We start from the raw sequence: 21,506 nt of genomic DNA, 5'->3' as shown, positions 1-21,506 counted from the left end.
GGGCGCCCGGTCGTGGGCTAGACAAGCAGGCATGACCGAGGTGACGAACAGCTCTGGCTCCCAATGGCTGTCCCGGGAGGAGATGGACGCCGCCCGGGAACGGCTGCCGATCCTCTACGTCGACGCGGTGCCGGTGCGCGTCGACGACCACGGCGTCGTCACCGCCGTCGGGCTGCTGCTGCGGATCGGCGAGGACGGCCAGGTGAAGCGGGCGCTCGTCTCGGGCCGGGTGCTCTACCACGAGCGGGTGCGCTCGGCGCTGCTGCGGCACCTGGAGAAGGACCTCGGCCCGCTGGCCCTGCCCCGGGTGCCGGCGGCGCCGCAGCCGTTCACCATCGCCGAGTACTTCCCGACCCCCGGCGTCACCCCGTTCCACGACCCGCGGCAGCACGCGGTGTCGCTGGCCTACGTGGTGCCGGTCGAGGGCGACTGCGCGCCGCAGCAGGACGCGCTGGAGCTGACCTGGTTCACCCCCGACGAGGTGCGGGAGGCCGCCGTCCTCGCGGAGCTGGCCAACGGGCAGAGCGCGCTCGTGGTGCAGGCGCTGGCCCACCTCGGCGTCTGACCGCCCGCTCCCGTCGACCCAGGCACAGGAGCCTTTGCACCCGGTTCCGCGACGGATACCGGGTGCAGAGGCTCCTATGCCTCGAGGTGCCGGGCGGGCTCAGGCGGGGACGGGCGCGGTGTGCACCAGGTCGGCGATCTGCCGCTTCACCGCGCTGAACGCCGGTGACGTGACGTCCCGGTCGGGAGGTCGACGGGCACGATCGCCTGCACGTGCCCCGGGACGCCGTGCGCCGCGCCGCCGGTCATCACCACGACCCGATCGGCGAGGAACACCGCCTCCTCGATGGAGTGGGTCACGAACACCCCCGTCGTCCGGGTGTCGACGTGGATGCGCTTGAGCTCGGCCTGCAGGTCGGCACGGGTGAGCGCGTCCAGGGCACCGAACGGCTCGTCCATCAGCAGCAGCGCCGGGTCGTTGGCGAGCACCCGGGCGATCCCCACCCGCTGCTGCATGCCGCCGGACAGCGGCCCGGGGTACGTCCCGGCGAACCGGGCGAGCCCCACGGCGGCGATGAACCGGTCGGTGAGAGCGGTGACCTCGGCCTTGGGCAGCTTCTTCCGGGCCGGCCCGTGGGCGACGTTCTCCCGCACCGACAGCCACGAGAACAGGCCGTGGTCCTGGAACACGACGCCGCGGTCGGGCCCGGGGCCGGTGACCGGCGTCCCGCCGACCTCGACGGTGCCGGCGGTGGGCTGCTCGAAGCCGCCCAGGATGCGCAGCAGCGTGCTCTTGCCGCACCCGCTGGGCCCGACGACGGCGACGAACTCACCCGAGGCGATGGTCAGGTCGACGTCGGCCATCGCCGCGACGTCCCCGGCGTAGGCCTTGCTGAGGCCGGCGATCCGGACGTCGGCGGTCCGGCCGGCACTGCGGTGTCAGCGTGATGGCCCGCCCCAGCGACGGGATGGCCGTCGCCGTCGTCTCGTACGCCAGCTGGGCCGACCCCGAGCAGGCCGCCGAGGGGGCGCGGGTGTTCCGCGAGGAGTTCGGGCCCGCGATGGGCATCACCGTGACCGACACCGCCAACTTCGTGCTCTCCCTGGCCACCTGCCGGTGCCCGGGAAGACCTGACCGATGGCGCGGCGGACCGGTGTCGGTATCGGTCCGCCGCGCACGTCAGCGGGGGGTGACGCGACGCGACGCTCGCATCCGTGCGCGTCACGGAGCGACGGAGGTCGATCAGCTCGATGCCGGGCGGCCGCGGCGCGGTCGAGCGCCGGCGAGCGGGTGGCCGGATGACGACCCGGATGGGCTTGGTCCAACCAAGCATAGCTTGCTATGTTTCCGGCATGGCGATGACAGCTGGAGGCCGGACCGGTCGAGCACCGCGCATCGCGGTTCGGCAGGGACAGCGGGCGATCCACCTGGTGAGCGGCGCGCTGGTCGTCGCGGCGGTCTACGGCGGGGACCTCCTGCCGGGGTGGCTGATGGGTGTGGTGCGCTTCGTCGCCCTGCCGGTGCTGGTCGTCTCGGGCGTGGTGCTGTGGAAGTGGCCGCGGATCCGGCGGCTGGTGCGGGCTGTGCGGTCATGACGCAGCAGCCGCTGCTGCGGCGGGAGGAGTCGCTGGGGTACCAGGTGAACCACCTCAGCCGGCTGCTCACCAACGCGCTGCGATCCCGGGTGCAGGCGTTCGGCGTCGTCCCGGGGCAGTTCGCGCAGCTCCTGGCGCTGTACGAGCGCGACGGGCGGACGCAGGCCGAGTTGTGCCGCGATGTCCAGATCGAGCAGGCCACGATGGCGAACACGCTCAACCGGATGGAGCGGGACGGGCTGGTCGTCCGGACCGCCGATCACCGGGATCGCCGCCGCACCCTCGTCCACCTCACCCCGAAGGCGCGCTACCTCGAGGCCGTGCTTGTCGCCTCGGCCCTCGGGGTGAACACCGCGGCCACCGCCGGTCTGAGCGAGGCCGAGGTCGCAGCCTTCCTCTCCACCGTGCAGCGCCTGATCGACAACCTCGAGCGGGCAGAGGTCGACGGCCACGTGCCCGATCCCGATGAGCCGGTGGCCAGGTGAGCAGCAGTGCCCGCCGGAGCCCGGGCCGGCGGGACGATCAGCGGGGCACGACGTCCGGCCCGGCGAGGACGGCTGCCCGTGCGGACGGCTCCCTGTTCGCGCACGCGACCGCCCGAGGGCGGTCGGGTCCCGGGACGTCGGTGCTCGTGCGTCGCCGGGCTCATCCCGGTGGCCAGCTGCGGAGCGCGGCGTCGGCTACTCGCTGGAGGTCCTCGGCCGCTGCGCCGCCGGTGGCCTGCACGGTCAGGCCGTTCGCGATCGTCATGACGTAGCGGGCAATCAGGTCCGGGTCGGCGTCAGGAGGCAGGTCGCCCTCCTCGACCGCCTGCAGGAACCTGTCGCGGAGCAGCTGCTGCCCTCGGGCTCGCCACTGCGCCAGGGTGTCGTGTGCGGCTCGCCCGCTCTCGCCGACGGCCAGTGCGCCTTGCACGCCCAGGCAGCCGGCGGGAAGTCCCGGCCGGGTGTTGGCGCGGACCGAGCCGGCGAGGAACGCCCGCGCCACCTCCTGCGCGGTGGCTGCTCCCAGTGCCTGGAGCAGGTAGGCGCCGGGACCGTCGGTGTAGCGCTGCAGCGCCTTGTCGAAGAGGTCGCTCTTGTTGCCGAAGGCGGCGTACATGCTCTTCCGGGAGATGCCCATCGCCTCGGTCAGGTCGCTGAGGCTGGCGCCGTCGTACCCCTGCCTCCAGAAGACGATCATCGCCTTCTCCAACGCCGTCCCGGCGTCGAAGGCCCGCGGTCGTCCCGGTCGTGCTGTCTCCACCGCACCACCCTACGTCTTCTGCACCGATCGGTAGCCAACTGCTACGTTCCTGTTATGCACCGATCGGTGCACAACTGAGGAGGCTGGCATGCGCAGGCTGGAAGGCAAGACCGCGATCGTCACCGGGGGTGGCACGCAGGGCATCGGGCGAGCCGCGGCCGCGCGGCTGGTGAGCGAAGGCGCTCACGTGTTCATCGTCGGCCGACGGCGGACCGAGCTGGAGGAGGCGGTGCGGGTCATCGGCCCTGAGGTGACGGCCGTACCGGGCGACATCACGGACCCGGCGGACCTGGACCGGCTCTTCGAGGCGGTCGCCGCCCGTGGCCGAGGGTTGGACGTCCTCTTCGCCAACGCGGCCACCGCCTCGTTCGCGACCATCGAGACGATCACCGCGCAGGATCTCGACCAGGTCTTCCGTGTCAACGTCGTGGGCACGGTGCTCACGGTGCAGAAGGCGCTGCCGGTGCTCAACGAGGGTGCCTCGGTCATCGTCAACGCCTCGACCGCAGCCGACCACGGCGCGGTCGGATTCGGTGCCTACGCCGCCTCGAAGGCGGCCCTGCGGGCTCTCACCCGGACCTGGGCCAACGAGCTGAAAGGGCGGGGCATCCGGGTGAACGCCATTTCCCCGGGGCCCATCGACACCTCCGGGATCACCGAACTCGTGGGAGAGGCCAACGCGGCGGCCCACAAGGCGAGCGAGGGTGCCCGGATCGCCATCGGGCGGATCGGTCGCCCGGAGGAGGTGGCGGCCGCTGTCGCCTTCCTGGCCTCGGCGGACAGCAGCTTCATGCTCGGGGCCAACCTCTACGTCGACGGCGGGGAGAACCAGATCTGAGACCCCGGCGCAGCGACGGCGATCCAGCGCGGACCGGTGGGTGCTCGAGCAGGGCGCCCGGCCGGCTCAGGTGCTCGGGCGGGGGTCGAGCGAGGAGGTGGTGTGGGTCAGCTCCTCCGACGTCGACCACAGCCGTCGCGCGAGCGCTGGATCGTCCGCCGCAGCCGATCGGTCGACCACAGTGGCCGGGCCTCGCACCCCGAAGCGGCCGGGGCCGGTGAGCGAGCCCCCGGCGACGTCCCCGGCGGTGGCCAGGAGGGTGGGGAGCGCTCCGCGATCGGGGCCGTGCGCCAGCAGCGGGGTGGAGAGTGCGCTCAGGCGGTCGAGGAGGCGGTTGCCGCTGGTGATGGTGAAACCCGTCGATGCCCAGCCGGGATGGGCGGCCGTGGAGAGCACGGACGACCCCGCGGCGGTGAGGAGCCGTTGCAGCTCGACCGTGAAGAGCAGGTTGGCCAGCTTCGACTGCCCGTAGGCACCGAGCGGGCGATACGGGCGGCGCTCCCACTGCAGGTCGTCGACGTCGATCGTCGCGGTGCGGTGCGCGCTGGACGTGACGGTCACGACGCGGCTGGTGATGCGGTCGATGAGCAGGTTGGTGAGCGCGAAGTGGCCGAGGTGGTTGACCCCGAACTGGCTCTCGAATCCGTCGGCGGTCACCTGCCGGGTGCCGGTCATGGTGCCGGCGTTGTTGATCAGGTGGTCGAACGGTTCCCCGATGCCGGCGGCGAACTCCCGCACCGAGGCCAGCGACGACAGGTCGAGCCGGCGGGCCTCGACCCCTGCCCCGATCGTCCTCGCCGCGGTCCGGCCCTTGTCGACATCGCGCACCGCGAGGACGACGCGCGCGCCTTTGGCGGCGAGGGCGGCTGCGGTTGCCAGGCCGATCCCGCTGTTCGCGCCGGTGATCACCGCGGTCCGCCCCGTCTGGTCTGGCAGCTGTGCGGGAGAGGTGAGTCGGTTCATGCCGCACACTGTAGGCAGTGACAACATAGTTGTCAATGACTACACGGCGGTTATGCTGCCAGCATGGTCGAGAAGGTGCCGTACCGGCGGAGCAACCTGCGGGAAGCGCTCCTGGACCGGGCCCTGCTGGTCCTCCGGGACCGCGGGGCAGCAGCGCTGTCGCTGCGCGAGCTCGCGCGGGACGTCGGGGTGTCCCACGCCGCACCGTCCCGGCACTTCGCCGACCGCCAGCAGCTCCTCGATGCGGTGGCGGTCGAGGGATTCCGGCTGCTCGCCGTCGAGATCGCCGAGGCGGTCGGCTCGACGAGCGAGCCGGACGCCCAGGTGCGCCGTCTGGCGCACGCCTACCTGGCCTTCGCGATCGAGAAGGCCAACCTGGTCGAGGTCATGTACCGGCACGAGACCGGGCGCGACGCGGAGGTGGTTGGCCGGAGCGCGGCCGCGGCGTTGGAACCGCTGGTGCACCTGTTCCGCCGTACCGGGCAGGAGGAGCTCCTGCGCGGCGGGGACGCCGAGTCCGCCGCGACGCTGTTCCTCGCCATGCTGCAGGGGCTCGCCGCGCTGGTGAGCTGCGGTGTCGTGCCGCCGGCGGCCGTGCCGGCGCTGGTCGATGACGCCGTGCCCCGCTTCATCGGCTCCGGAGCCCGGCCCCGGGACCAGCGGTCATGAGCCGCGTCGTCGTCGAGCAGTTCGGGGGCCCCGACCGGCTCGTCCTGCGCCGGCGGGCCGAGCCGCCCCGGTCCCGGTCAGGTGCGCGTGCGCGTCACCGCGATCGGGCTCAACCCGATGGACTGGATGATCTCCTCCACACCCGGTCTGGCGGCGGCTCTCGGCATCTCCCTCCCGTCCGGCTTCGCGCATGACTTCGCGGGAGTGGTCGACGAGGTCGGCGACGCCGCACCCGGCTTCGCCGTCGGGGACCGGGTGTTCGGCACCGTCCCGAGCAGGGCTGCCGCCGACCATCTCGTGCTCGATCGCGCCGACACCGTGTACCGGACGCCCGACGAGATCCCGGACGTCGTCGCGAGCACGCTGACCGTGGCCGGCCTGACCGCATCGGCTGCGCTCTCGGTCATCGGGGTTGCCGCCCGGGACACCGTCCTCATCGGTGGCGCAGCGGGAGGAGTGGGTGTCTTCGCCGTCCAGCTCGCCAGGTCGGCGGGCGCGACGGTGATCGGGACGGCGGCGCCGCAGACCGCTCCCTTCCTGCGCGGACTGGGAGCGGAGCCCGTCGCCCACGGCCCCGGACTCGCGGGCCGGGTCGCCGCGATCGCCGCCGAGCGCGTCACTGCCGCACCGGCCTCTTCGGGGCCGACGCCGTGCACGCCGCCCTGGCCCTCGGGGTGGAACCCCGCCGGATCTCCGCGATCGCCGCCGGAGCGGCCCTGCCTCCGGGCGTTCGCTCGACGGGCGCCCGGGACGCCGGCCCGGACGCCATGGGCACCCTCATGGACGCCCTTCGCGCAGGGCGGCTGCACGTGCCCGTCGCCGTCACCTTCCCGCTCGAGCGCATCCGGGACGCCGTCACCGCGCAGGCCGCCCGCCACGTGCACGGCAAGATCGTCGTCACGACCGGCTAGCGACCTGGCTCCGCGGCGCTCGCCCGCCCCGGATGCGGACGGGGCCGGCGGTCCGCCCCGGTGCTCAGCCGGCCAGGTGGGTGGCGAGGAACCGCCCGGCCTCGGCCAGCGCCCGGTCGGCCTCGTCCAGCATCCCCGCGAACCCGACGAAGACGTGTGGCACGCCGGGGGTGACCTGCAGGGTCACCTGGACCCCGGCGGCGGCGGCTCTCGCGGCGAGCCGGGTGGAGTCGTCGAGCAGCACCTCGTTGCCACCCACCTGGAGCAGCAGTGGTGGCAGGCCGGTGAGGTCGGCGAAGAGCGGGCTGAGCCGCCCGTCGCCGAGGTCGTGACCGCCGCCGTAGTCCAGCGCCCGCCGGCCCAGCCCGGCAGGGTCGACGGAGGGGTCGACGGGGGCCTTGGTGACGATGCTCTCCCCGCTCAGGGTCAGGTCGACCCAGGGGGAGACGAGGTACACCGCCGCCGGGGCGGGCAGTCCGGCTGCCCGGATCGCCACCGCGGCGGCCAAGGCGAGGCCGCCGCCGGCGGACTCCCCGGCCAGGACGACGGCGCCGGCCGGCACGCCGTCCTCGAGCAGTCCCCGGTAGGCCGCGACCGCGTCGTCGGTGGCTGCCGGGTGGGGCGCCTCGGGGGCGAGGGAGTACTCCACCGAGACTGTCCGGGCCCCGGCCGCCCGGGCCACCCCTGACGCCAGCCCCACGGACAGGGCGGCGGCCCCGATCGCGTACGCGCCGCCGTGGAAGTACAGGATCGTGCTGGTCGCCGGGACGTCGTCGACGGTGACCACGACGACGGGCACGCCGCCCAGGGCGGCGTCCTCGGTCCGGACGTCGCCGGGCAGGGGGATCGCGGACATCATCTCGCGGTAGCGGCGCCGCTGTTCGGCCACCTCGCCGCCGAGGTCGAGCCCGCTGTGCCGGAGCACCTGGTCGATCGTGTCGCGCTGCTGCTGGGACATGTCGGTCCTCTCGTGGCGGGTCGGGTTCAGCGGACGATGGAGAGGTTGAAACCGGGGTCGCGCAGGGCGCCCATCAGGGCGGCGAAGAGCAGGAACCAGTGCTCCACGGCCCGGGCCGTGGCGATCCCCCCGAGGTCGATCTGCTGCTCCGTGGCCCAGCCGAGGTCGGCCAGGATCCCGGCGACGGTGGCCTTCGCGGCGGCGTCGTCCCCGGAGAGGAAGACGTTCGTCGGCTCGGGGAGGAGTGCGGGGTCGGCCCCGATCGGGCCGCCGACGGTGTTCAGCGTCTTGACCACGCGCACCTCCGGCAGTGCCCGCTGCAGGCGCTCGCCGAGGCTGGAGTCGGTGTAGATCAGCTCCATCCGCTCGTCGACGGCGTTGCCGATGTCGATCAGCACCCGCGTGCCGAGCGCATCGCGCAGCGGGGTGAGGGTCTCCAGCGAGTGGGCCGCGGCCAGGGCGCTGAGGACGACGTCCGCCCGCGCGATCGCCTCGGCGTGGCCGAGCACCGGGGCGGGCAGGTCGCGGGCCCGGCCGGGATCGCGGGAGCCGAAGACGACGTCGTGGCCCGCGCGCAGGAGGCCTGCGCCGAGGACCTGGGCCATCTGGCCGGTGCCGAGGACGGTGATGTCCATGACGTGCTCCTGTCTCGGGTGGTCCGCTGATATTGTTCGAACTTGAACGAGCCGACCGTAACAGATAATTCGAATTTGAACAACCAGGAGGGCGTGTGTCCACCGAGCTGAGCGCCGGCGAGCTGGCGGCCTACTTCGCGCTCCGCCGCGCCGGTGACCGGCTGCAGCGGGCCGTGACCGGGCACCTGCGCGACCTCGGGCTCACCGAGGTGCAGTTCTCGGTCCTCGCCCAGCTCGGCGAGAGCCCGGACGGGATCGGCATGTCCGACCTGGCCCACCGGCTGGTGGTGACCAAGAGCGGACTGACCTACCAGGCGGGGCAGCTGGAGAGCCGTGGGCTGGTCAACCGGACGGCTGACCTGGACGACGACCGCGCCGTCCGGCTCCGGCTCACCGCGGACGGCGCGGAGCTGCTGGCGCGGGCGCTGCCCGCCCACATCGCGCTGGTCCGCGAGCTGTTCATCGACCGGATGACCCCCACCCAGCTCGCCGTCCTCCGCGAAGCGCTCACCCACGTCGCCGCGGACTGAGGGCCGCTCTCCGCGGTGCGGCAGCCGGTCAGCGACGCTGACTGCGGCACGTCAGGCCGCTCGTGCACGGCCCCGGCGGTCTCCCGCAACGCCGCCTGGGGTCAGCCGGTCTCGGTGGCCCCGCCCGCGGCCACGAGGTCGGACAGGGCGCCGGCGTCGCGGATGTCGGTGAACCCGAGGTCGGCCATCCGCGCGGCGGCCTCGGCGGAGCGGGCGCCGGTGCGGCAGTAGACGACATAGGTGGCGTCCCGGTCCAGCTGGGAGACCTGGTCGGGGAAGGTGTCCGCGCTGACGTCGATGTTCCGCGCGCCGACGAGGTGCCCGTCGGCGTGCTCGGCGGGGGTGCGGACGTCGATGACCGTGTTGCCGGCGACGCCGATCTCCTCCAGGGCCGTGCTGGGCTCGACGACGGTGACTCCGGCCGCGGGTGCGGCTGCTCCGGCGTCATCCGAGCCGGAGCAGCCGGTCAGCAGGAGGACAGCGGCGAGCGCGAGCAGTGCCCGCGACGTTCCGGGGAGAGCGATGACCGGGTTCCTGTCCGTGCGGCGGCGGGGGTGTCGGGTCGCCGCGTGCGGCGGTCCCTGCCCGCTCGACTGTCCCAGATCGCGGTGGTGCGGTGCGGGATCCGGCGTGCTCGCCCGGTCCGGAGGGTGGCGGCATCGAGCCACCGCCCCCCGGCGCGGCGGTCAGGCGTTGACCGGCACCTCGCCGAACTCGGCGACCGGGACGTCGGCCGCCGCGGCGGCGCGCACCTCGGCCGGGGTCGGCGGCAGCCCGATGCTCGGGGCGTGGCCGCGGAAGTTCGACAGCCACCAGCGCCAGTCGGCGGGCACCAGCTCGAACGGCGCCGGGTGGCCGAGCTCGCGGGCGGCCCACACCGGCCAGTGCGGGTTGGCCAGCGCGGGTCGGCCGATCATCGCGACGTCGATCAGCTCCTGGCGGATGACGGTGTCGGCGGTCTGCGGCACCCCGAGGTTCCAGCTGGTGGCCACCGGGATGCCGATCTCCCGGCGCACCCGGGTCGCCCGCGGGACGAAGCCGGCCGGCTCGTTGAAGAAGTGCGGGTCGACCATGTCGTCGGTGTTGCCGCCCATGCTCAGGTCGGCGAGGTCCAGCCCGTGCTCGGTCATCCAGCCGATCGCCTCGAGGGAGTCGGTGAACTGGACGCCGTCGGGGTGGAAGTCGTCCGAGCCCAGTCGCATGGTCAGCGGCAGCCGCTCGGGCCAGACCTCCCGGACGGCGTCCAGCGCCTCGAGCAGGAACCGGGCGCGGTTGCGGTTGCTGCCGCCGTAGGCGTCGGTGCGCTGGTTGGCCAGCGGGGAGAAGAAGCTGGCGGCGAGATAGCCGTGCGCGAAGTGCATCTCCAGCCACTCGTAGCCGGCGTCCAGGGCGCGGCGGGCGGCGTCGGCGTAGCTGCGGTGCAGCGCCTTGATCTCCTCCACGGTCAGCTCGTGCACCGGGTAGGAGTGGTCGCCACCGGCCGGGATGGCGGAGGGGCCCACGGTCTGCCAGCCGTGCGGGTGGTCCGGCGGGAGCGCCTTCCAGCTGCCCTGCGCGTTGGTCTCCTGGTGTGGCGGCACCTCGCTGCCCTTGCGCCCGGTGTGCCCCAGCTGGATCCCCGGGACGGCGCCGAAGCGCTTGATCATCGCCGTCACCCGGGCGTGGCCGGCGATCTGGTCGTCGTCCCAGATGCCGGCGCAGGAGGTCGTCGTCCGGCCGTCGGGGGTGATGGCGATCTGCTCCGGGAACACCAGTCCGAAGCCGCCCGCGGCGCGGGCGCCGAGGTACATCACGTGGTAGTCGTCCATGTGGCCGTCGACGGAGCCGTACATCGTCATCGGCGACATCGCGATGCGGTTGCGCAGGGTGACGCCCTTGAGGCTGAAGGGCGAGAACAGGTCCGGCATGGCGTTCCTCTCGGTGCTGCGGTGAGTGCGCCGAGCACACCGCGCCGGTGCTCCGGGCCGGTTACGGCCGCCGGGGGAGCCGGTCAACTCTTCCGCACGCGGCTCCCGTGCGCGCTGTGCGGATGCCGGTCTTGCTGTGACCGGTCGCACACGGTGCGTCGATGTCCGCGCTCTCACAGGTGCGTGGCGGTCTCGGAACGACGCTGGCCCCTTACCGCCGGCGTGTCGGCGCGCTCACGATCATGCGCATGACGTCAGCAGAGGTGGTCGGCAGCCGGGTCTCCCGTCGCGAGCGCGCCCGCCTCCTCGTCGTGCTCGACGGGGTGACCGGGGGAGCCGCGGAGCTGGTCCGCGCCCTGCGGGACGCGGCCCGGCAGGAGGGCAGCGTGCTGGCCTGCCGCGTCGTGCACCCGCGGGCGGACGACGTCGAGCGCGACCTCGCCCGGGCGGCGCTGGAGGCACAGGTGGCCCGGGCGGAGACGCAGACCGGGGTGCGCGGGCGCACCGAGACGGCGCTGCTGGACCCGGCCGTGTTCGAGGCGCTCAGCGGGACGGCGCGGGGCGGGTCGCTGGTCGTCGTCCAGGAGCACCGCCGGCGGGTGCTGCGCTCGGCCCCGCTGCGCACGCCGGCCTGACCCGGTGCGCCGTTTCCCGGTGGGCGGCGCGGGGCAGGTCCCCGGCCCCTGAGACAGAGGAGAGCGGCCATGCCGACCTGGGCCATCGTCGTCATCGTGATCGCAGCGGTCCTGCTGCTGGCAGCCATCGCCGTCGTGCTGGCCCGCCGCGGCACCGCGGCCAGGGCCCGCAAGGCCGACCAGGCGCGGGAGGCGCTGCGCGAGGCGCAGGTCCGCCAGGCCCGCGCCGACCAGGAGCAGGCGCTGGCCGACGAGCAGATGGCCCGCACCCGCCGGGAGCGCGCCGAGGCCGAGGAGCGGCTGGCGCTGGCCGAGCGGGAGGCGCTGGAGCACGCCGGCCGGGCCAACGAGGACCGGTCGGCCGCCCAGGAGCTGCGCGCCCGGGCCCAGAAGCTGGCGCCGGGGCTGTCCGAGCAGGACCTCGCCGACGACCACGACGACCACGACGACCAGCCGGAGCCGGACGCCGTCCAGCAGCCGGACGTCGTCCAGCCGGTCGCGCACGACGACCGCACCCCCTCGGGCGGCGGCGCCACGCGCGCCTGAGCCCGGCCCGGACAGCGCCGGTGGGGCGCCCACCCGGGGAGGGTCAGGGCACGACGACGACGGTCTTGGCGCGGGCATGGCCGGTCTCGACGTGCCGGATCGCCTCGGGGACCTGGGCCAGTGGGTAGGTGCGGTCGACCACCGGGGTGACCGCACCCGACCCGAACAGCTCGGCCAGCGCGGTCAGCCGCTCGGTGGTCGGGGTCGCGGTGAAGGTGACGATGCGCTGGCGCAGGAGCCGCCCGACGACCGCGCCGGTCACGAGCAGCCGGATGGGACCCAGCAGGCTGCCGCCGTCCCACACCCCGCCACCGGCCAGCAGCAGCGTCCCGCCGTCGGTGAGCAGGCCGCGGAGCTCACGCAACCGCCGGTTCCCGACCAGGTCGAAGACGACGTCGTAGCGGTCCGTCCGCGCGGTGACGTCCTCCACCGTGTAGTCGACGACGTCCGCGCCGAGGGAGCGCACCAGCTCGACGTTCCGGGTGCTGCACACGCCGGTCACCTCGGCGCCGAGGGCGCGGGCGATCTGCACGGCGAAGGTGCCCACCCCGCCCGCAGCACCGTTGACCAGGACCCGCTGGCCGGCCGTCAGGCGTGCGTGGTCGCGGAGCCCCTCCAGGGCGGTGCACCCTGCCAGCGGCATGGCCGCCGCCTGCTCGAAGGTCGACCCGGCCGGCTTCGGCGCGACCTGACCGGCGGGCAGGCAGGCGAACTCGGCGAACGCGCCGTCCGCGGCGCCGGCCTCGCCGTACACCTCGTCGCCGGGCTGGACGTGCGTGACACCCGCACCGACGGCCGCCACGACCCCGGCCACGTCGCGACCGCGGATGCGGGCCTTCGGCCGGCGGAGCCCGAGCGCGAGCCGGGCGATCCGCGGGTCACCGCGCATGACGTGCCAGTCGGCCGCGTTGACCGAGGCCGCGCGGACCCGGACCAGCACCTGCCCGGCGCCGGGGACGGGGGCGTCGACGTCCCGGAGCGTGAGGGTGTCGGTGGATCCGTAGGTGTCCTGGGTGATCGCCTGCATGGCGGCGCCTCTCGCTGCGCTGGGCCCGGGGCCGTCCCGGCGCAGCGGACGCTAGGGCTGCGAGGCCCCGTCCTCATCAGGGATGACCCTGATCGCGGCCCCGATTCAGGCGGGGACCAGCTCCCGCTCCCGCTCGACCTCGAACGGCCGGGTGGTCGCCGCGTGCGCCACCCCGGCGGCCACCACGACGGCCGCGGCGACGGCCGGCAGCAGCAGGCCGGCCTCGGCGCCCAGCTGGTCGACGACGATGCCGGTGACCGCCGACGCGACCGCCTGGCCGACGACCACGGCGGAGCCGAGCATCGTCATCGTGGTCGCCGAGCGGCCCGTCGGGCTGAACCGCGCGGCGAGGCTGTACTGGCTGACCAGCGTCGGGCCGATGCCGCAGCCGAGCACCGCCAGCGCCGCGATCAGCACCGGGACCGAGCGCGCGCCGGCGTAGGCGATCGCGGCGGCGAGCAGCAGCGAGCCGAAGACCAGCCACCGCGCCCGCTGGCTGAACCGCGCCGGGAACGCCGCCGAACCCAGGGCCAGCGCGGCCGACCCGATGCCCATGACGCCGTAGAGCAGCCCGGCCCGGTCGCCCGCGCCGTCGTCGGCGAGGAAGCCGGTGAGCGAGGTGAGCGTGGCGCCGAAGAAGAAGCCGATGCCGAGCGTGCCGGCGACCACGGTGAGCAGCGAGAAGCGGGCCAGCTCCCGGGCCGGCGCCTGCACCTGCGGCGAGTCGGCGCTGCCGGGGTGGAGCCGGCCGGTGGGGTGCAGCGCGAACCGGGTGACGAAGACGAACGTCAGCGCCGAGGCCCCGGCGATCGCCAGCCACGGAGCGACGGCGGTGGCCAGCAGCCCGACCAGGAACGGGCCGACGATGAAGACCATCTCGTCGGCCGCGGACTCGTAGGCCATCGTCGAGTTGAGCACCTTCTCGCGCCGGTGCGGCGCGATCACCCGGCGGATGATCGCGACCAGGCGGGTGCGCGACATCGGCGCGATCTGCGGCGCGGAGGCGCCGATCAGCACCGACAGGGCGAGCAGCAGCAGGTCGGGCGTGCTGCCGGCGACGACGAACGGGAAGGCCGCGAGCAGGGAGGCGTTGACCAGCCCGACCGGGACGAGCACCCGGCGCTGGCCGAACCGGTCGGCGGCCGCGCCGAGCAGCGGCCCGACGAGCGCCGTCCCGAGGCCGGCGGCGGCGGAGTTGAGCCCGCCGAGGGTGACCGAGCCGCGCTCGGCGACGACGAGGGTGAGCACGCCGACGGTGATCATCGCGTACGGCAGGCGCGCGACGAAGGCGAGCGGGAAGTAGGAGAAGCCGGCCTGCTTGATCAGCTCGTTGCCGGACGATCGGGTGTGGAACATGACCTCTGCTGGCGGGATCGGGCGTGCCGCCTTGCTGTGCCAGCAGGTAGTTACACACGTGTTTCAGGAACCTCACGACGATAACCGACGAGTGCGCGTCGCGCCCGGCCCAGTCGCTCCTCGGAGGGAGGTGTCCTCCTGCCACCGGGTCGGCCGCCCCGACCCGAACCGCCGTCAGGCGGTCAGCGCGATGTACTTCTCCTCGAGGAACTCCAGGATCCCCTCGGAGCCGCCCTCCCGGCCCAGCCCGCTCTGCTTCACCCCGCCGAACGGGGCGGCCGGGTCGCTGACGACGCCACGGTTGACCGCGACCATCCCGGCCTCCAGCCTGCGGGCGACGGCCATCGCCTCCCGCTCCTCGCCGAACACGTAGGCCATCAGCCCGTAGACGGTGTCGTTGGCCATCCGCACCGCGTCGTCGACGTCGTCGAACCGGACCACCGCGGTCACCGGGCCGAAGATCTCGGTGGTCGAGATGGCCGAGCCGTGCCGGACCCCGGTCAGCAGCGTCGCGTCGTAGAAGGCGCCCTCGGCCGACGACGAGCCGCCGCGGACCACGGTCGCGCCGTCGGCCACCGCACCGTCGACCAGACCGGCGACCTTGTCGCGCTCGGCGACGGACACCAGCGCCCCGAGGTCGTTGGCCCGGTCCAGCCCCGGGCCGACGGCGACCTTCGACAGCGCGGCGTCCATCCGCGCGACGAACTCGTCGTGCACCGAGGAGTGCACGTAGAACCGGTTGGCGGCGGTGCACGCCGACCCGCCGTTGCGCATCTTGGCCAGCAGCGCGCCCTCCACCGCCGACTCCAGGTCCGCGCCGGGCAGCACCAGCAGCGGCGCGTTGCCGCCCAGCTCCATCGACGCGCTCACCACCGTGTCGGCGCAGGCGTGCAGCAGGTCCCGGCCGACCTCGGTCGACCCGGTGAACGACAGCTTCCGCACCTCAGGCCGGTCGAGCATCTCCTTGACCAGTGGGCCGGTGGGCACCGGCGTCACCAGGTTCACCACCCCGCGCGGCACCCCGACCCGGTGCAGCACGTCGACGACGTAGGCCGCGGTCAGCGGGGTCTCCCGGGCCGGCTTGAGGATCGTGGTGCAGCCGGCGGCCAGCGCGGGTGCGAGCTTGCGGGTGGCCATCGCGGCTGGGAAGTTCCACGGGGTGACGAGCAGGGAGACCCCGATCGGCTGCCGGTCGACGACGATCCGCTTGTCACCAGCGGGGGAGAGGCGGTACTCGCCGGGCACCCGCACCGCCTCCTCGGCGAACCAGCGGAAGAACTCCGTGGCGTAGCCGGCCTCGCCGATCGCGTCGGCCCAGGACTTGCCGTTCTCCCGCACCATCAGTTCGGCGAAGGACTCGCGCTCCGCGGTGAGCACCTCGTAGGCCGCCCGCAGCAGCTCGCTGCGCACGCGTGGCGCGGTCGCCGCCCAGCCCTCCTGCGCGGCGGCCGCGGCGTCGACGGCGGCCGCGCAGTCGGCGGCGGTGGCGATGGCGAACGACGCGACCACCGAGGAGTCGGCCGGGTCGACGACGTCGAACCGGCGGCCGTCGGAGCCGGGTCGCCACTGCCCGTCGATGAACAGGTCGGTGTGCAGCTCGGGAAGGGTCACGCGGGGCTCCGATCGGTGAGTTCTCCGGCATGGGCGTGCTCGAGCACCTCGAGCAGCAGGTCCCGGGTGGGGTCGGTTGGCGCGATGGCGAGCAGCCGGGCCGAGCGCAGGCCGAGGTCGGCGACGCGCGGCAGCTGGTCGCGGCCGATGCCGATCGCTGCCAGGTCCGCGGGTACGCCGATCCGCGCGTTGATCTCCACGACCCGGGCGACGGTCCGCGCTGCCGAGGCCTCGGCGGCACCGATGCCCTCCAGCGCCGCGCCGAGCGCGGCGATCCGGTCGGCGACCGCCGGGTCGCGGCGCAGCACGTCGAGGACGTAGGGCAGCAGCAGCCCGGTGCCCAGGCCGTGCGGGGTCTTGGTCAGCCCGCCGATCGGGTACTGCAGCGCGTGGCAGAGGTGGGTGCCGGTCGAGCCGAACGCGATGCCTGCCAGCAGCGCGCCGCGCGCGACCTCCTCGCGGGCGCGCCGGTTGCCCGGCTCGGTGACGGCGACCGGCAGCCAGGGCCCGAGGTGGCCGGCCGCCTGCAGCGCGACCGGATCGGCCAGCGCGTTGCGGCCGGTGAAGACCGGCAGCGGCGCGGACCAGTCGACCGGCAGCGGCCGCGCGGTGTAGGACTCCGCGGCGTGCACCAGGGCATCGATGCCGGCGAAGGCCGTCACGCTCGCCGGGGCACCCAGGGTCAGCTCGGGGTCGACGACGGCGGCCACCGGCACCAGGAACGGGCTCGAGATACCCACTTTCAGCTCGCGCTCCGGGTCGGAGACGACCGCCACCGGGGTGACCTCCGAGCCGGTACCCGCCGTGGTGGGCACCGCGACGACCGGCAGCACCGGCCCGGGCACCAGGTTCTCGCCGTAGAAGCGGGACAGCGGGCCCTCGTACCGGGACAGCAGTGCGACGACCTTCGCCGCGTCCAGCGCGCTGCCGCCGCCGATGGCCAGGACGACGTCGGCCGCGTGCTCCCGCGCCGTCTCGGCGGCCGCGGTGAGGCTCGCGACCGGCAGCTCCGGGGTGATGTCGGAGTGCACCCGCACGTGCAGGCCGGCCGCGGTCAGGCCGGCGACGACGGACGCGAGCAGCTCCGTGCCGGCCAGGAACGGGTCGACGACGGCGAGCACCCGGTTGCCGGACACCGTCACCAGCTCCGGCAGCTGCGCCCGGGCACCCCACCCGACGTGCACCCGCGCCGGCAGCCGCAGCGTCCCCACGGCCTCAGGCAACGAACCCACCGTCCACCGGCAGGACGACGCCGCTCAGGTGCGACGCCCGGTCCGACAACAGGAACGACACCACGCTGCCGACCTCGGCGCCGGTGCCCGCCTTGCGCAGCGGGGTGGCCGCGATGCGCGCCTCCACGCCGCCGGGGATCGCCTGCCGCGTCTTCTCCAGCATCGGGGTCTCGGTCGGTCCGGGGGCGACGACGTTCACCCGGATGCCCAGTGGCCCGACGTCGTGCGCGGCGGTGCGGGTCAGCCCGATGACTGCGTGCTTGCTGGCCTGGTACGCGCCCATCCCGGAGCTGCCGCGCAGCCCGCCGATGCTGCTGACGTTCACGATCGAGCCCGCGCCGGCCGCCGCCATCACCCGGATCTCCTCGCGCAGGCACAGCCAGGTGCCCTTCACGTTGACCGCCATGAGCTGGTCGAAGTCGGTCTCGGACACCTGGTCCAGCCGGCCCGCCTGGGTCATCGCGGCGTTGTTGAACGCCCCGTCCAACCGACCGAACCGCTCGACGGTCGCGTCCACGAACCGGACGACGTCCGCCGCCCGGGACACGTCACCCGGGCAGTACCCGACATCGTGACCGGCGGCGTCGAGCTCCTTCGCCAACGCGGCCAGCGGCTCTTCGCCGCGCGCCACCAGCATCAGCGACGCGCCGTCCCCGGCCAGCACCCGGGCGGCGTCGGCGCCGATGCCGGCGCTCGCGCCGACCACCAGCACGACCTTCCCCTCCAACGCGGCACTCATCGGGTCTCCTGTCGCGGTCGTGCGGATCGGCCCGCGGCGACGGCCGCGCGCGCGGCGGTGCCGAGCATCGTGGCGTCGTTGCTGAGCATGGTGAAGGTGAACCCGGCGTCGACGGCGGTCTGCGCCGCCTCAGCCGTCGCGGCGCCGGCGTTGCCCACCGGCACCCCGGCGGCGCGCGCGGAGTCGACCACGGCGGCGACGAGCTCGGCGACCGCCGGGTCGCCCGGCGTCCGTCCCTCGCTGACCGCCAGGTCGACCGTGCCGACGAGCAGCGCGTCCACGCCGTCGACCGCGGCGATCTCCTCGGCGTTGCGTACGCCCGCGGCGGACTCGATCTGGGCGATGAGCATCGCCTCCTCCTGGCCGAAGCGCAGGTACTCGGCCAGGGGCTGGGCGCCCCATGCACCCGCCCGGCTGGTCGACCCCACGCCGCGCTCACCCAGTGGCGGGAAGCGCACGGCGGCGGCGGCGCTTCGGGCCTGCTCGACGGTGTCCACGTGCGGCACCATGACGCCCTCGGCACCGGCGTCGAGCACCCGCTGCACCAGCCCCGGGTCGAGGCCGGGCACACGCACGATCGCGGAGACCCCGGTGTGCAGCGCCGTCGCGATCAGCGTGGACGCCGACTCCAGGCTCATGGGTGAGTGCTCGAGGTCGATGACCGCGACGTCGAAGCCGGCCAGTGCGACCAGCTCCACCACCTCCGGTGCCGGGATCTTCACCCACGTTCCGAGCGCCGGTCCGTCTCCGCGGGCCAGGGCGGCCCGGAACAGGCTGGTCCTCACGGCGCCGGGTAGTCGTCGGCGTTGAGCACCCAGCCCGAGGCCGAGAAGTCGGCACGCGGCGGGGAGAACAGGTCGATCAGCTGCTGGTGCGGGCCCACGCCCTGGGTGGTGTGCACCGTCGGCGGCGGGATGACGCAGATCGACGGGGTGGCGATCTCCCGGTTCTCGTCCGGCCGCCACTGCGCCGAGTCCGGGCCCCACGGGTAGCGGATGTGGTGCATGAACCGGCCCTTGACCGCCAGCGAGATCTGCTCGAAGTCCTCGTGGGTGTGCGGGGAGAGCTTCTGCGCGTTCCGCGGCTGCGGCTCCTCGGCCAGGAAGTTCACCATCAGGTTGGTGGTGCGGAAGATCCGGCCGAACCGGCCCTCGGCGATCGGGGTGTCGGCGAGCCGGTAGACACGCAGCCGGAAGCCACCGACCGGGTCCGGCCACGGCACCAGCGGCGCGGCCCGCAGGTCGGGCTCGGCATAGGCCCCGGCGTTGAGCGCGCTCGCGGTGAGGTCGGGGGCCGCCGACGAGAACAGCCGGATGAGGACGCCGTCGCCGTCGACCCGGACCTCGCTGTCCCCGGGCGGGACGACGACGAACGCCTCCTTCGCGACCGACTCGGTGACCCCGCCACCGGTCACGGTGACCGGCGCGCTGCCCGAGTACAGGAGGACGGCGTACTCGTCGGGCTGCCCGGTGCGGGTGAACACGTCACCGGCCGTCGCCTCGGTGTAGGCGATCACCAGGTTGGTGGCGCGGGCGATCCAGGTGCGGCTGCCGTGCGGTGCGGTCTCCGACGGCGGCAGGGACAGGAACTCGATCCACTGCGAGGCCTTGATCGGGGTCGACGGGTCGACGCTCCGCTGCGGGGCGGCGGTGGCCAGCTTCGAGCGGATGTCGTCGGCGGCGTACGTGGTCATGCGAGTGCTCTCCCGTTCAGGGTGGCTGTGCCGCGGAGCGCGAGCATCGCGCGGGCGTCGGCGGGGGTGGCGATCTGCTTGCCGAGGTCCTCGACGACGGCGCGGATCCTGATGACCTGCTGGGCGTTGCTCTCGGCCAGCCGGCCCTTGCCGAGCCAGAGGCTGTCCTCGAGGCCGACCCGGACGTGCCCGCCGAGCCAGGCGCTGTGCGTGGCGAACTGCATCTGGTCCCGGCCGGCGGCGAAGGCGGAGAACGAGTAGTCGTCGCCGAAGAGCTTGTCGGCGATCCGCACCATGTGCTCGAGGTTCTCGTGGTCGGAACCGATGCCACCGAGGATGCCGAAGACGCCCTGGACCAGCAGCGGGGTCGGCACCAGCCCGCGGTCGACGAAGTACGCCAGGGAGTACAGGTGACCGATGTCGTAGCACTCGAACTCGAACCGGGTGCCGGCCGCACCCAGGGTGCGGAGCGTGTGCTCGATCCGGTCGAACGTGTTGATGAACGGGTGGCTGTACGTGGCCTGCACGTACGGCTTCTCCCAGTCGTGCCGCCACTCGGTCACCCGGTCGGCGATCCCGGAGTAGACGAAATTCATCGAGCCCATGTTCATCGAGGCGAGCTCAGGTGCGAACGTCGTCGCGCCGGCCAGCCGCTGCTCCATCGTCATCTGCGACGAGCCGCCGGTGGTGATGTTGATGACCGCGTCGGTGGCCTCGGTGATCCGCGGGACGATCTGCGTGAACACCTCCGGCTCCCAGGCGGGGCGTCCGTCGGGGTGCCGGGCGTGCAGGTGCACGACGGCGGAGCCCGCCTCGATGGCGCCCAGCGCGGCCTCGACCACCTCGTCCGGGGTCACCGGCAGGAACGGGCTCTGCGAGGGGACGTTGACCGAGCCCGTCACGGCCGTGGTGATGACGACCTTTTCCGCCTTCCGCATCAGTTGCTCTCCTCCAGGCCGAGGAGGAAGGCGGTGTTGCGGCACATCATCTGGCGGATGTCGGCGGCCGGGATGCCGTGGTCGAGCAGCTGCTGGGTGACCAGCAGGTAGGCGTCGACCGGCAGCGGGTTGCCGATCTGGCCCAGGTCGGAGTCGATGACGGTGTGCTCCGGCCCGATCTTGCGGATCCAGTCGACCAGCTGCTCGATCGGCCAGTCCGGTGCCGTGACCCGCGGGTCGTACATGGACAGCTCGTGCTCGACGAAGGCGCCGAGGCCGACCATCTTCTCGATCGCCTGGTCCGAGGCCTTGATGATGTAGTCCGGGTGGTGGATCAGCATCCGCCGGACACCGTTGCGGTGGGCCGTCTCGAACCAGGCGACCATCGACTCACCGTCCAGGTGGCCGCCGGTGAGCAGGACGTCGGCGTCACCGACCAGCCGGGTGACCAGGTCGGCCTCCTGCGACACCTGGCCGGAGGCATCGAAGACCGACACCTCCTGCTCGTAGAGGTTGCCGGTGTTGTGCGGGAAGCCGTCGTCGTGCCGGTGGGCCTCGATGTGCTGGCCGGCCGAGACGGTGGGCCCCCAGACGCACCGGCCGCCCATGGTGAGGGCGACCGCGACGGCCGAGGGGTTGATCCCGCCGACCTCGGAGTTGAGCGCTACGCCGCCGTACATCGGCGTCGGTGCCTCGGTCAGCCGCGGGCCCATGGCCAGCAGGTCCATCACGGTGTTGTGGTGGTGGGACTTCACCAGCGCTGCCCGCATGCCGATCCGGGCCCCGTCGTAGGAGGCCTCGACGTGGTCCAGCCGCCGGGGGAAGGGGCTGGGACCGGAGTGGCAGTGCAGGTCGACGACGCCGTCCAGGACCTTCAACAGTGCCGGGGTCGGCTCGACGTCCGCGTCGACGGTGGCCATCCGGGATCCTCCTTGTAGAGCGAACATGATGTTCGGTATGCGCATCTGATGTT

At 73.7% G+C, this 21,506-nt stretch carries 25 protein-coding genes and 1 pseudogene; 10 read left to right on the top strand and 16 right to left on the bottom strand.

Translation table 11 applies throughout. The features are described from left to right. Positions 1 to 31: 31 nt before the first annotated feature. On the top strand, positions 32 to 565 hold the full coding sequence (locus tag JD78_RS10890) for an NUDIX hydrolase family protein (RefSeq protein ID WP_153357856.1): 534 nt from the start codon (positions 32 to 34) through the stop codon (positions 563 to 565). Between the two features lie 146 nt (positions 566 to 711). On the opposite strand, the gene JD78_RS10885 is transcribed toward JD78_RS10890, so the two are convergent. Then, on the bottom strand, positions 712 to 1,368 hold the full coding sequence (locus JD78_RS10885; RefSeq protein ID WP_208104077.1) for an ABC transporter ATP-binding protein: 657 nt from the start codon (positions 1,366 to 1,368) through the stop codon (positions 712 to 714). A gap of 567 nt (positions 1,369 to 1,935) precedes the next feature. On the opposite strand from JD78_RS10885, the gene JD78_RS10880 reads away from it, so the two are divergent. Next, positions 1,936 to 2,100: a hypothetical protein gene (locus tag JD78_RS10880; RefSeq protein ID WP_153361623.1), complete on the top strand. Its 165-nt coding sequence runs from the start codon at positions 1,936 to 1,938 to the stop codon at positions 2,098 to 2,100. After that, entirely contained in the window at positions 2,097 to 2,585 is a 489-nt protein-coding gene (locus JD78_RS10875) for a MarR family winged helix-turn-helix transcriptional regulator (RefSeq protein ID WP_153361624.1), read from the top strand. The genes JD78_RS10880 and JD78_RS10875 overlap by 4 nt, the downstream gene beginning before the upstream one ends. Before the next feature lie 160 nt (positions 2,586 to 2,745). On the opposite strand, the gene JD78_RS10870 is transcribed toward JD78_RS10875, so the two are convergent. After that, a complete protein-coding gene (locus JD78_RS10870; protein WP_208104076.1) occupies positions 2,746 to 3,345 on the bottom strand; it encodes a TetR/AcrR family transcriptional regulator in 600 nt (199 codons plus the stop codon). Between the two features lie 88 nt (positions 3,346 to 3,433). Between JD78_RS10870 and JD78_RS10865 the strand changes: the two genes are divergently transcribed. Then, positions 3,434 to 4,183, top strand: coding sequence for an SDR family NAD(P)-dependent oxidoreductase (locus JD78_RS10865; RefSeq protein ID WP_153361625.1), 750 nt, complete (start codon positions 3,434 to 3,436; stop codon positions 4,181 to 4,183). Between the two features lie 66 nt (positions 4,184 to 4,249). Here JD78_RS10865 and JD78_RS10860 read toward each other — a convergent pair whose 3' ends face one another. Then, positions 4,250 to 5,146, bottom strand: coding sequence for an oxidoreductase (locus JD78_RS10860; RefSeq protein ID WP_153361626.1), 897 nt, complete (start codon positions 5,144 to 5,146; stop codon positions 4,250 to 4,252). A 63-nt stretch (positions 5,147 to 5,209) separates the two neighbouring features. Between JD78_RS10860 and JD78_RS10855 the strand changes: the two genes are divergently transcribed. The 3 genes and pseudogenes from JD78_RS10855 to JD78_RS22200 all read left to right on the top strand — a co-directional run bounded on the left by JD78_RS10855 (position 5,210) and on the right by JD78_RS22200 (position 6,726). After that, positions 5,210 to 5,815 (top strand): TetR/AcrR family transcriptional regulator, encoded by a 606-nt coding sequence (locus JD78_RS10855; protein WP_153361627.1) that lies wholly within the window; start codon positions 5,210 to 5,212, stop codon positions 5,813 to 5,815. 81 nt (positions 5,816 to 5,896) lie between these two features. Further along, a pseudogene (locus JD78_RS22960) lies at positions 5,897 to 6,064 on the top strand (alcohol dehydrogenase catalytic domain-containing protein); the annotation flags it as partial. Positions 6,065 to 6,465: 401 nt separating this feature from the next. Next, positions 6,466 to 6,726 carry a zinc-binding dehydrogenase gene (locus JD78_RS22200; RefSeq protein ID WP_228395311.1) on the top strand — a complete coding sequence of 87 codons (261 nt, stop codon included), beginning with the start codon at positions 6,466 to 6,468 and terminating at the stop codon, positions 6,724 to 6,726. Between the two features lie 64 nt (positions 6,727 to 6,790). Here the strand turns inward: JD78_RS22200 and JD78_RS10845 are convergent, their stop codons facing one another. Together JD78_RS10845 and JD78_RS10840 are read right to left on the bottom strand one after the other, a co-directional pair. Next, a complete protein-coding gene (locus JD78_RS10845) occupies positions 6,791 to 7,684 on the bottom strand; it encodes an alpha/beta hydrolase fold domain-containing protein (protein WP_153361628.1) in 894 nt (297 codons plus the stop codon). Positions 7,685 to 7,710: 26 nt separating this feature from the next. Beyond that, on the bottom strand, positions 7,711 to 8,319 hold the full coding sequence (locus JD78_RS10840; RefSeq protein ID WP_153361629.1) for an NADPH-dependent F420 reductase: 609 nt from the start codon (positions 8,317 to 8,319) through the stop codon (positions 7,711 to 7,713). 95 nt (positions 8,320 to 8,414) lie between these two features. Here JD78_RS10840 and JD78_RS10835 point away from each other — a divergent pair, with 95 nt between their 5' ends. After that, entirely contained in the window at positions 8,415 to 8,849 is a 435-nt protein-coding gene (locus JD78_RS10835; RefSeq protein ID WP_153361630.1) for a MarR family winged helix-turn-helix transcriptional regulator, read from the top strand. A gap of 101 nt (positions 8,850 to 8,950) precedes the next feature. Here the strand turns inward: JD78_RS10835 and JD78_RS10830 are convergent, their stop codons facing one another. Both JD78_RS10830 and JD78_RS10825 read right to left on the bottom strand, forming a co-directional pair. Further along, positions 8,951 to 9,517, bottom strand: a complete 567-nt coding sequence (locus JD78_RS10830; protein ID WP_208104075.1) for a rhodanese-like domain-containing protein — start codon at positions 9,515 to 9,517, stop codon at positions 8,951 to 8,953. Between the two features lie 18 nt (positions 9,518 to 9,535). Next, a complete protein-coding gene (locus JD78_RS10825; protein WP_153361631.1) occupies positions 9,536 to 10,756 on the bottom strand; it encodes an oxidoreductase in 1,221 nt (406 codons plus the stop codon). Between the two features lie 248 nt (positions 10,757 to 11,004). Between JD78_RS10825 and JD78_RS10820 the strand changes: the two genes are divergently transcribed. Both JD78_RS10820 and JD78_RS10815 read left to right on the top strand, forming a co-directional pair. Continuing rightward, on the top strand, positions 11,005 to 11,391 hold the full coding sequence (locus JD78_RS10820) for a hypothetical protein (RefSeq protein ID WP_153361632.1): 387 nt from the start codon (positions 11,005 to 11,007) through the stop codon (positions 11,389 to 11,391). Between the two features lie 69 nt (positions 11,392 to 11,460). Next, positions 11,461 to 11,937 (top strand): hypothetical protein, encoded by a 477-nt coding sequence (locus tag JD78_RS10815; RefSeq protein ID WP_194290523.1) that lies wholly within the window; start codon positions 11,461 to 11,463, stop codon positions 11,935 to 11,937. Between the two features lie 43 nt (positions 11,938 to 11,980). Here JD78_RS10815 and JD78_RS10810 read toward each other — a convergent pair whose 3' ends face one another. From JD78_RS10810 to JD78_RS10770, 9 genes are all read right to left on the bottom strand, one after another. Further along, positions 11,981 to 12,964 carry an NAD(P)-dependent alcohol dehydrogenase gene (locus JD78_RS10810; RefSeq protein ID WP_153361633.1) on the bottom strand — a complete coding sequence of 328 codons (984 nt, stop codon included), beginning with the start codon at positions 12,962 to 12,964 and terminating at the stop codon, positions 11,981 to 11,983. 105 nt (positions 12,965 to 13,069) lie between these two features. Beyond that, the gene (locus JD78_RS10805) at positions 13,070 to 14,320 is read right to left on the bottom strand and encodes an MFS transporter (RefSeq protein WP_153361634.1); all 1,251 of its coding nucleotides are present in this window, start codon (positions 14,318 to 14,320) and stop codon (positions 13,070 to 13,072) included. A gap of 174 nt (positions 14,321 to 14,494) precedes the next feature. Further along, positions 14,495 to 15,931: an NAD-dependent succinate-semialdehyde dehydrogenase gene (locus tag JD78_RS10800; RefSeq protein ID WP_153361635.1), complete on the bottom strand. Its 1,437-nt coding sequence runs from the start codon at positions 15,929 to 15,931 to the stop codon at positions 14,495 to 14,497. Next, the gene (locus JD78_RS10795; RefSeq protein WP_166521131.1) at positions 15,928 to 17,154 is read right to left on the bottom strand and encodes an iron-containing alcohol dehydrogenase; all 1,227 of its coding nucleotides are present in this window, start codon (positions 17,152 to 17,154) and stop codon (positions 15,928 to 15,930) included. Before JD78_RS10795 ends, JD78_RS10800 begins: the two co-directional genes overlap by 4 nt. Beyond that, positions 17,147 to 17,902 carry an SDR family NAD(P)-dependent oxidoreductase gene (locus JD78_RS10790; protein WP_153361637.1) on the bottom strand — a complete coding sequence of 252 codons (756 nt, stop codon included), beginning with the start codon at positions 17,900 to 17,902 and terminating at the stop codon, positions 17,147 to 17,149. The genes JD78_RS10795 and JD78_RS10790 overlap by 8 nt, the downstream gene beginning before the upstream one ends. Next, on the bottom strand, positions 17,899 to 18,687 hold the full coding sequence (locus JD78_RS10785; protein WP_153361638.1) for an HpcH/HpaI aldolase family protein: 789 nt from the start codon (positions 18,685 to 18,687) through the stop codon (positions 17,899 to 17,901). Before JD78_RS10785 ends, JD78_RS10790 begins: the two co-directional genes overlap by 4 nt. Then, entirely contained in the window at positions 18,684 to 19,595 is a 912-nt protein-coding gene (locus JD78_RS10780; RefSeq protein ID WP_153361639.1) for a cupin domain-containing protein, read from the bottom strand. The genes JD78_RS10785 and JD78_RS10780 overlap by 4 nt, the downstream gene beginning before the upstream one ends. Then, on the bottom strand, positions 19,592 to 20,533 hold the full coding sequence (gene kce, locus JD78_RS10775) for a 3,5-dioxohexanoate:acetyl-CoA acetone transferase (RefSeq protein WP_153361640.1): 942 nt from the start codon (positions 20,531 to 20,533) through the stop codon (positions 19,592 to 19,594). The genes JD78_RS10780 and kce overlap by 4 nt, the downstream gene beginning before the upstream one ends. Beyond that, positions 20,533 to 21,498, bottom strand: a complete 966-nt coding sequence (locus JD78_RS10770) for a DUF6282 family protein (protein WP_208104074.1) — start codon at positions 21,496 to 21,498, stop codon at positions 20,533 to 20,535. The genes kce and JD78_RS10770 overlap by 1 nt, the downstream gene beginning before the upstream one ends. Positions 21,499 to 21,506 lie beyond the last annotated feature (8 nt).

Source organism: Modestobacter roseus (assembly GCF_007994135.1).
In the GTDB taxonomy this organism is placed as follows: Bacteria; Actinomycetota; Actinomycetes; order Mycobacteriales; family Geodermatophilaceae; genus Modestobacter; species Modestobacter roseus.
This window is presented reverse-complemented; position numbering and strand designations above follow the sequence as displayed.

What these genes read in the sequence shown, in the direction of transcription:
- JD78_RS10805 (WP_153361634.1), bottom strand. Translation starts at nt 14,320, where the DNA reads ATGTTCCACACCCGATCGTCCGGCAACGAGCTGATCAAGCAGGCCGGC.
- JD78_RS10865 (WP_153361625.1), top strand. Translation starts at nt 3,434, where the DNA reads ATGCGCAGGCTGGAAGGCAAGACCGCGATCGTCACCGGGGGTGGCACG.
- JD78_RS10885 (WP_208104077.1), bottom strand. Translation starts at nt 1,368, where the DNA reads ATGGCCGACGTCGACCTGACCATCGCCTCGGGTGAGTTCGTCGCCGTC.
- JD78_RS10840 (WP_153361629.1), bottom strand. Translation starts at nt 8,319, where the DNA reads ATGGACATCACCGTCCTCGGCACCGGCCAGATGGCCCAGGTCCTCGGC.
- kce (WP_153361640.1), bottom strand. Translation starts at nt 20,533, where the DNA reads ATGCGGAAGGCGGAAAAGGTCGTCATCACCACGGCCGTGACGGGCTCG.
- JD78_RS10855 (WP_153361627.1), top strand. Translation starts at nt 5,210, where the DNA reads ATGGTCGAGAAGGTGCCGTACCGGCGGAGCAACCTGCGGGAAGCGCTC.
- JD78_RS10890 (WP_153357856.1), top strand. Translation starts at nt 32, where the DNA reads ATGACCGAGGTGACGAACAGCTCTGGCTCCCAATGGCTGTCCCGGGAG.
- JD78_RS10815 (WP_194290523.1), top strand. Translation starts at nt 11,461, where the DNA reads ATGCCGACCTGGGCCATCGTCGTCATCGTGATCGCAGCGGTCCTGCTG.
- JD78_RS10780 (WP_153361639.1), bottom strand. Translation starts at nt 19,595, where the DNA reads ATGACCACGTACGCCGCCGACGACATCCGCTCGAAGCTGGCCACCGCC.
- JD78_RS10860 (WP_153361626.1), bottom strand. Translation starts at nt 5,146, where the DNA reads ATGAACCGACTCACCTCTCCCGCACAGCTGCCAGACCAGACGGGGCGG.
- JD78_RS10810 (WP_153361633.1), bottom strand. Translation starts at nt 12,964, where the DNA reads ATGCAGGCGATCACCCAGGACACCTACGGATCCACCGACACCCTCACG.
- JD78_RS10845 (WP_153361628.1), bottom strand. Translation starts at nt 7,684, where the DNA reads ATGTCCCAGCAGCAGCGCGACACGATCGACCAGGTGCTCCGGCACAGC.
- JD78_RS10790 (WP_153361637.1), bottom strand. Translation starts at nt 17,902, where the DNA reads ATGAGTGCCGCGTTGGAGGGGAAGGTCGTGCTGGTGGTCGGCGCGAGC.
- JD78_RS10820 (WP_153361632.1), top strand. Translation starts at nt 11,005, where the DNA reads ATGACGTCAGCAGAGGTGGTCGGCAGCCGGGTCTCCCGTCGCGAGCGC.
- JD78_RS10875 (WP_153361624.1), top strand. Translation starts at nt 2,097, where the DNA reads ATGACGCAGCAGCCGCTGCTGCGGCGGGAGGAGTCGCTGGGGTACCAG.
- JD78_RS10770 (WP_208104074.1), bottom strand. Translation starts at nt 21,498, where the DNA reads ATGCGCATACCGAACATCATGTTCGCTCTACAAGGAGGATCCCGGATG.
- JD78_RS10825 (WP_153361631.1), bottom strand. Translation starts at nt 10,756, where the DNA reads ATGCCGGACCTGTTCTCGCCCTTCAGCCTCAAGGGCGTCACCCTGCGC.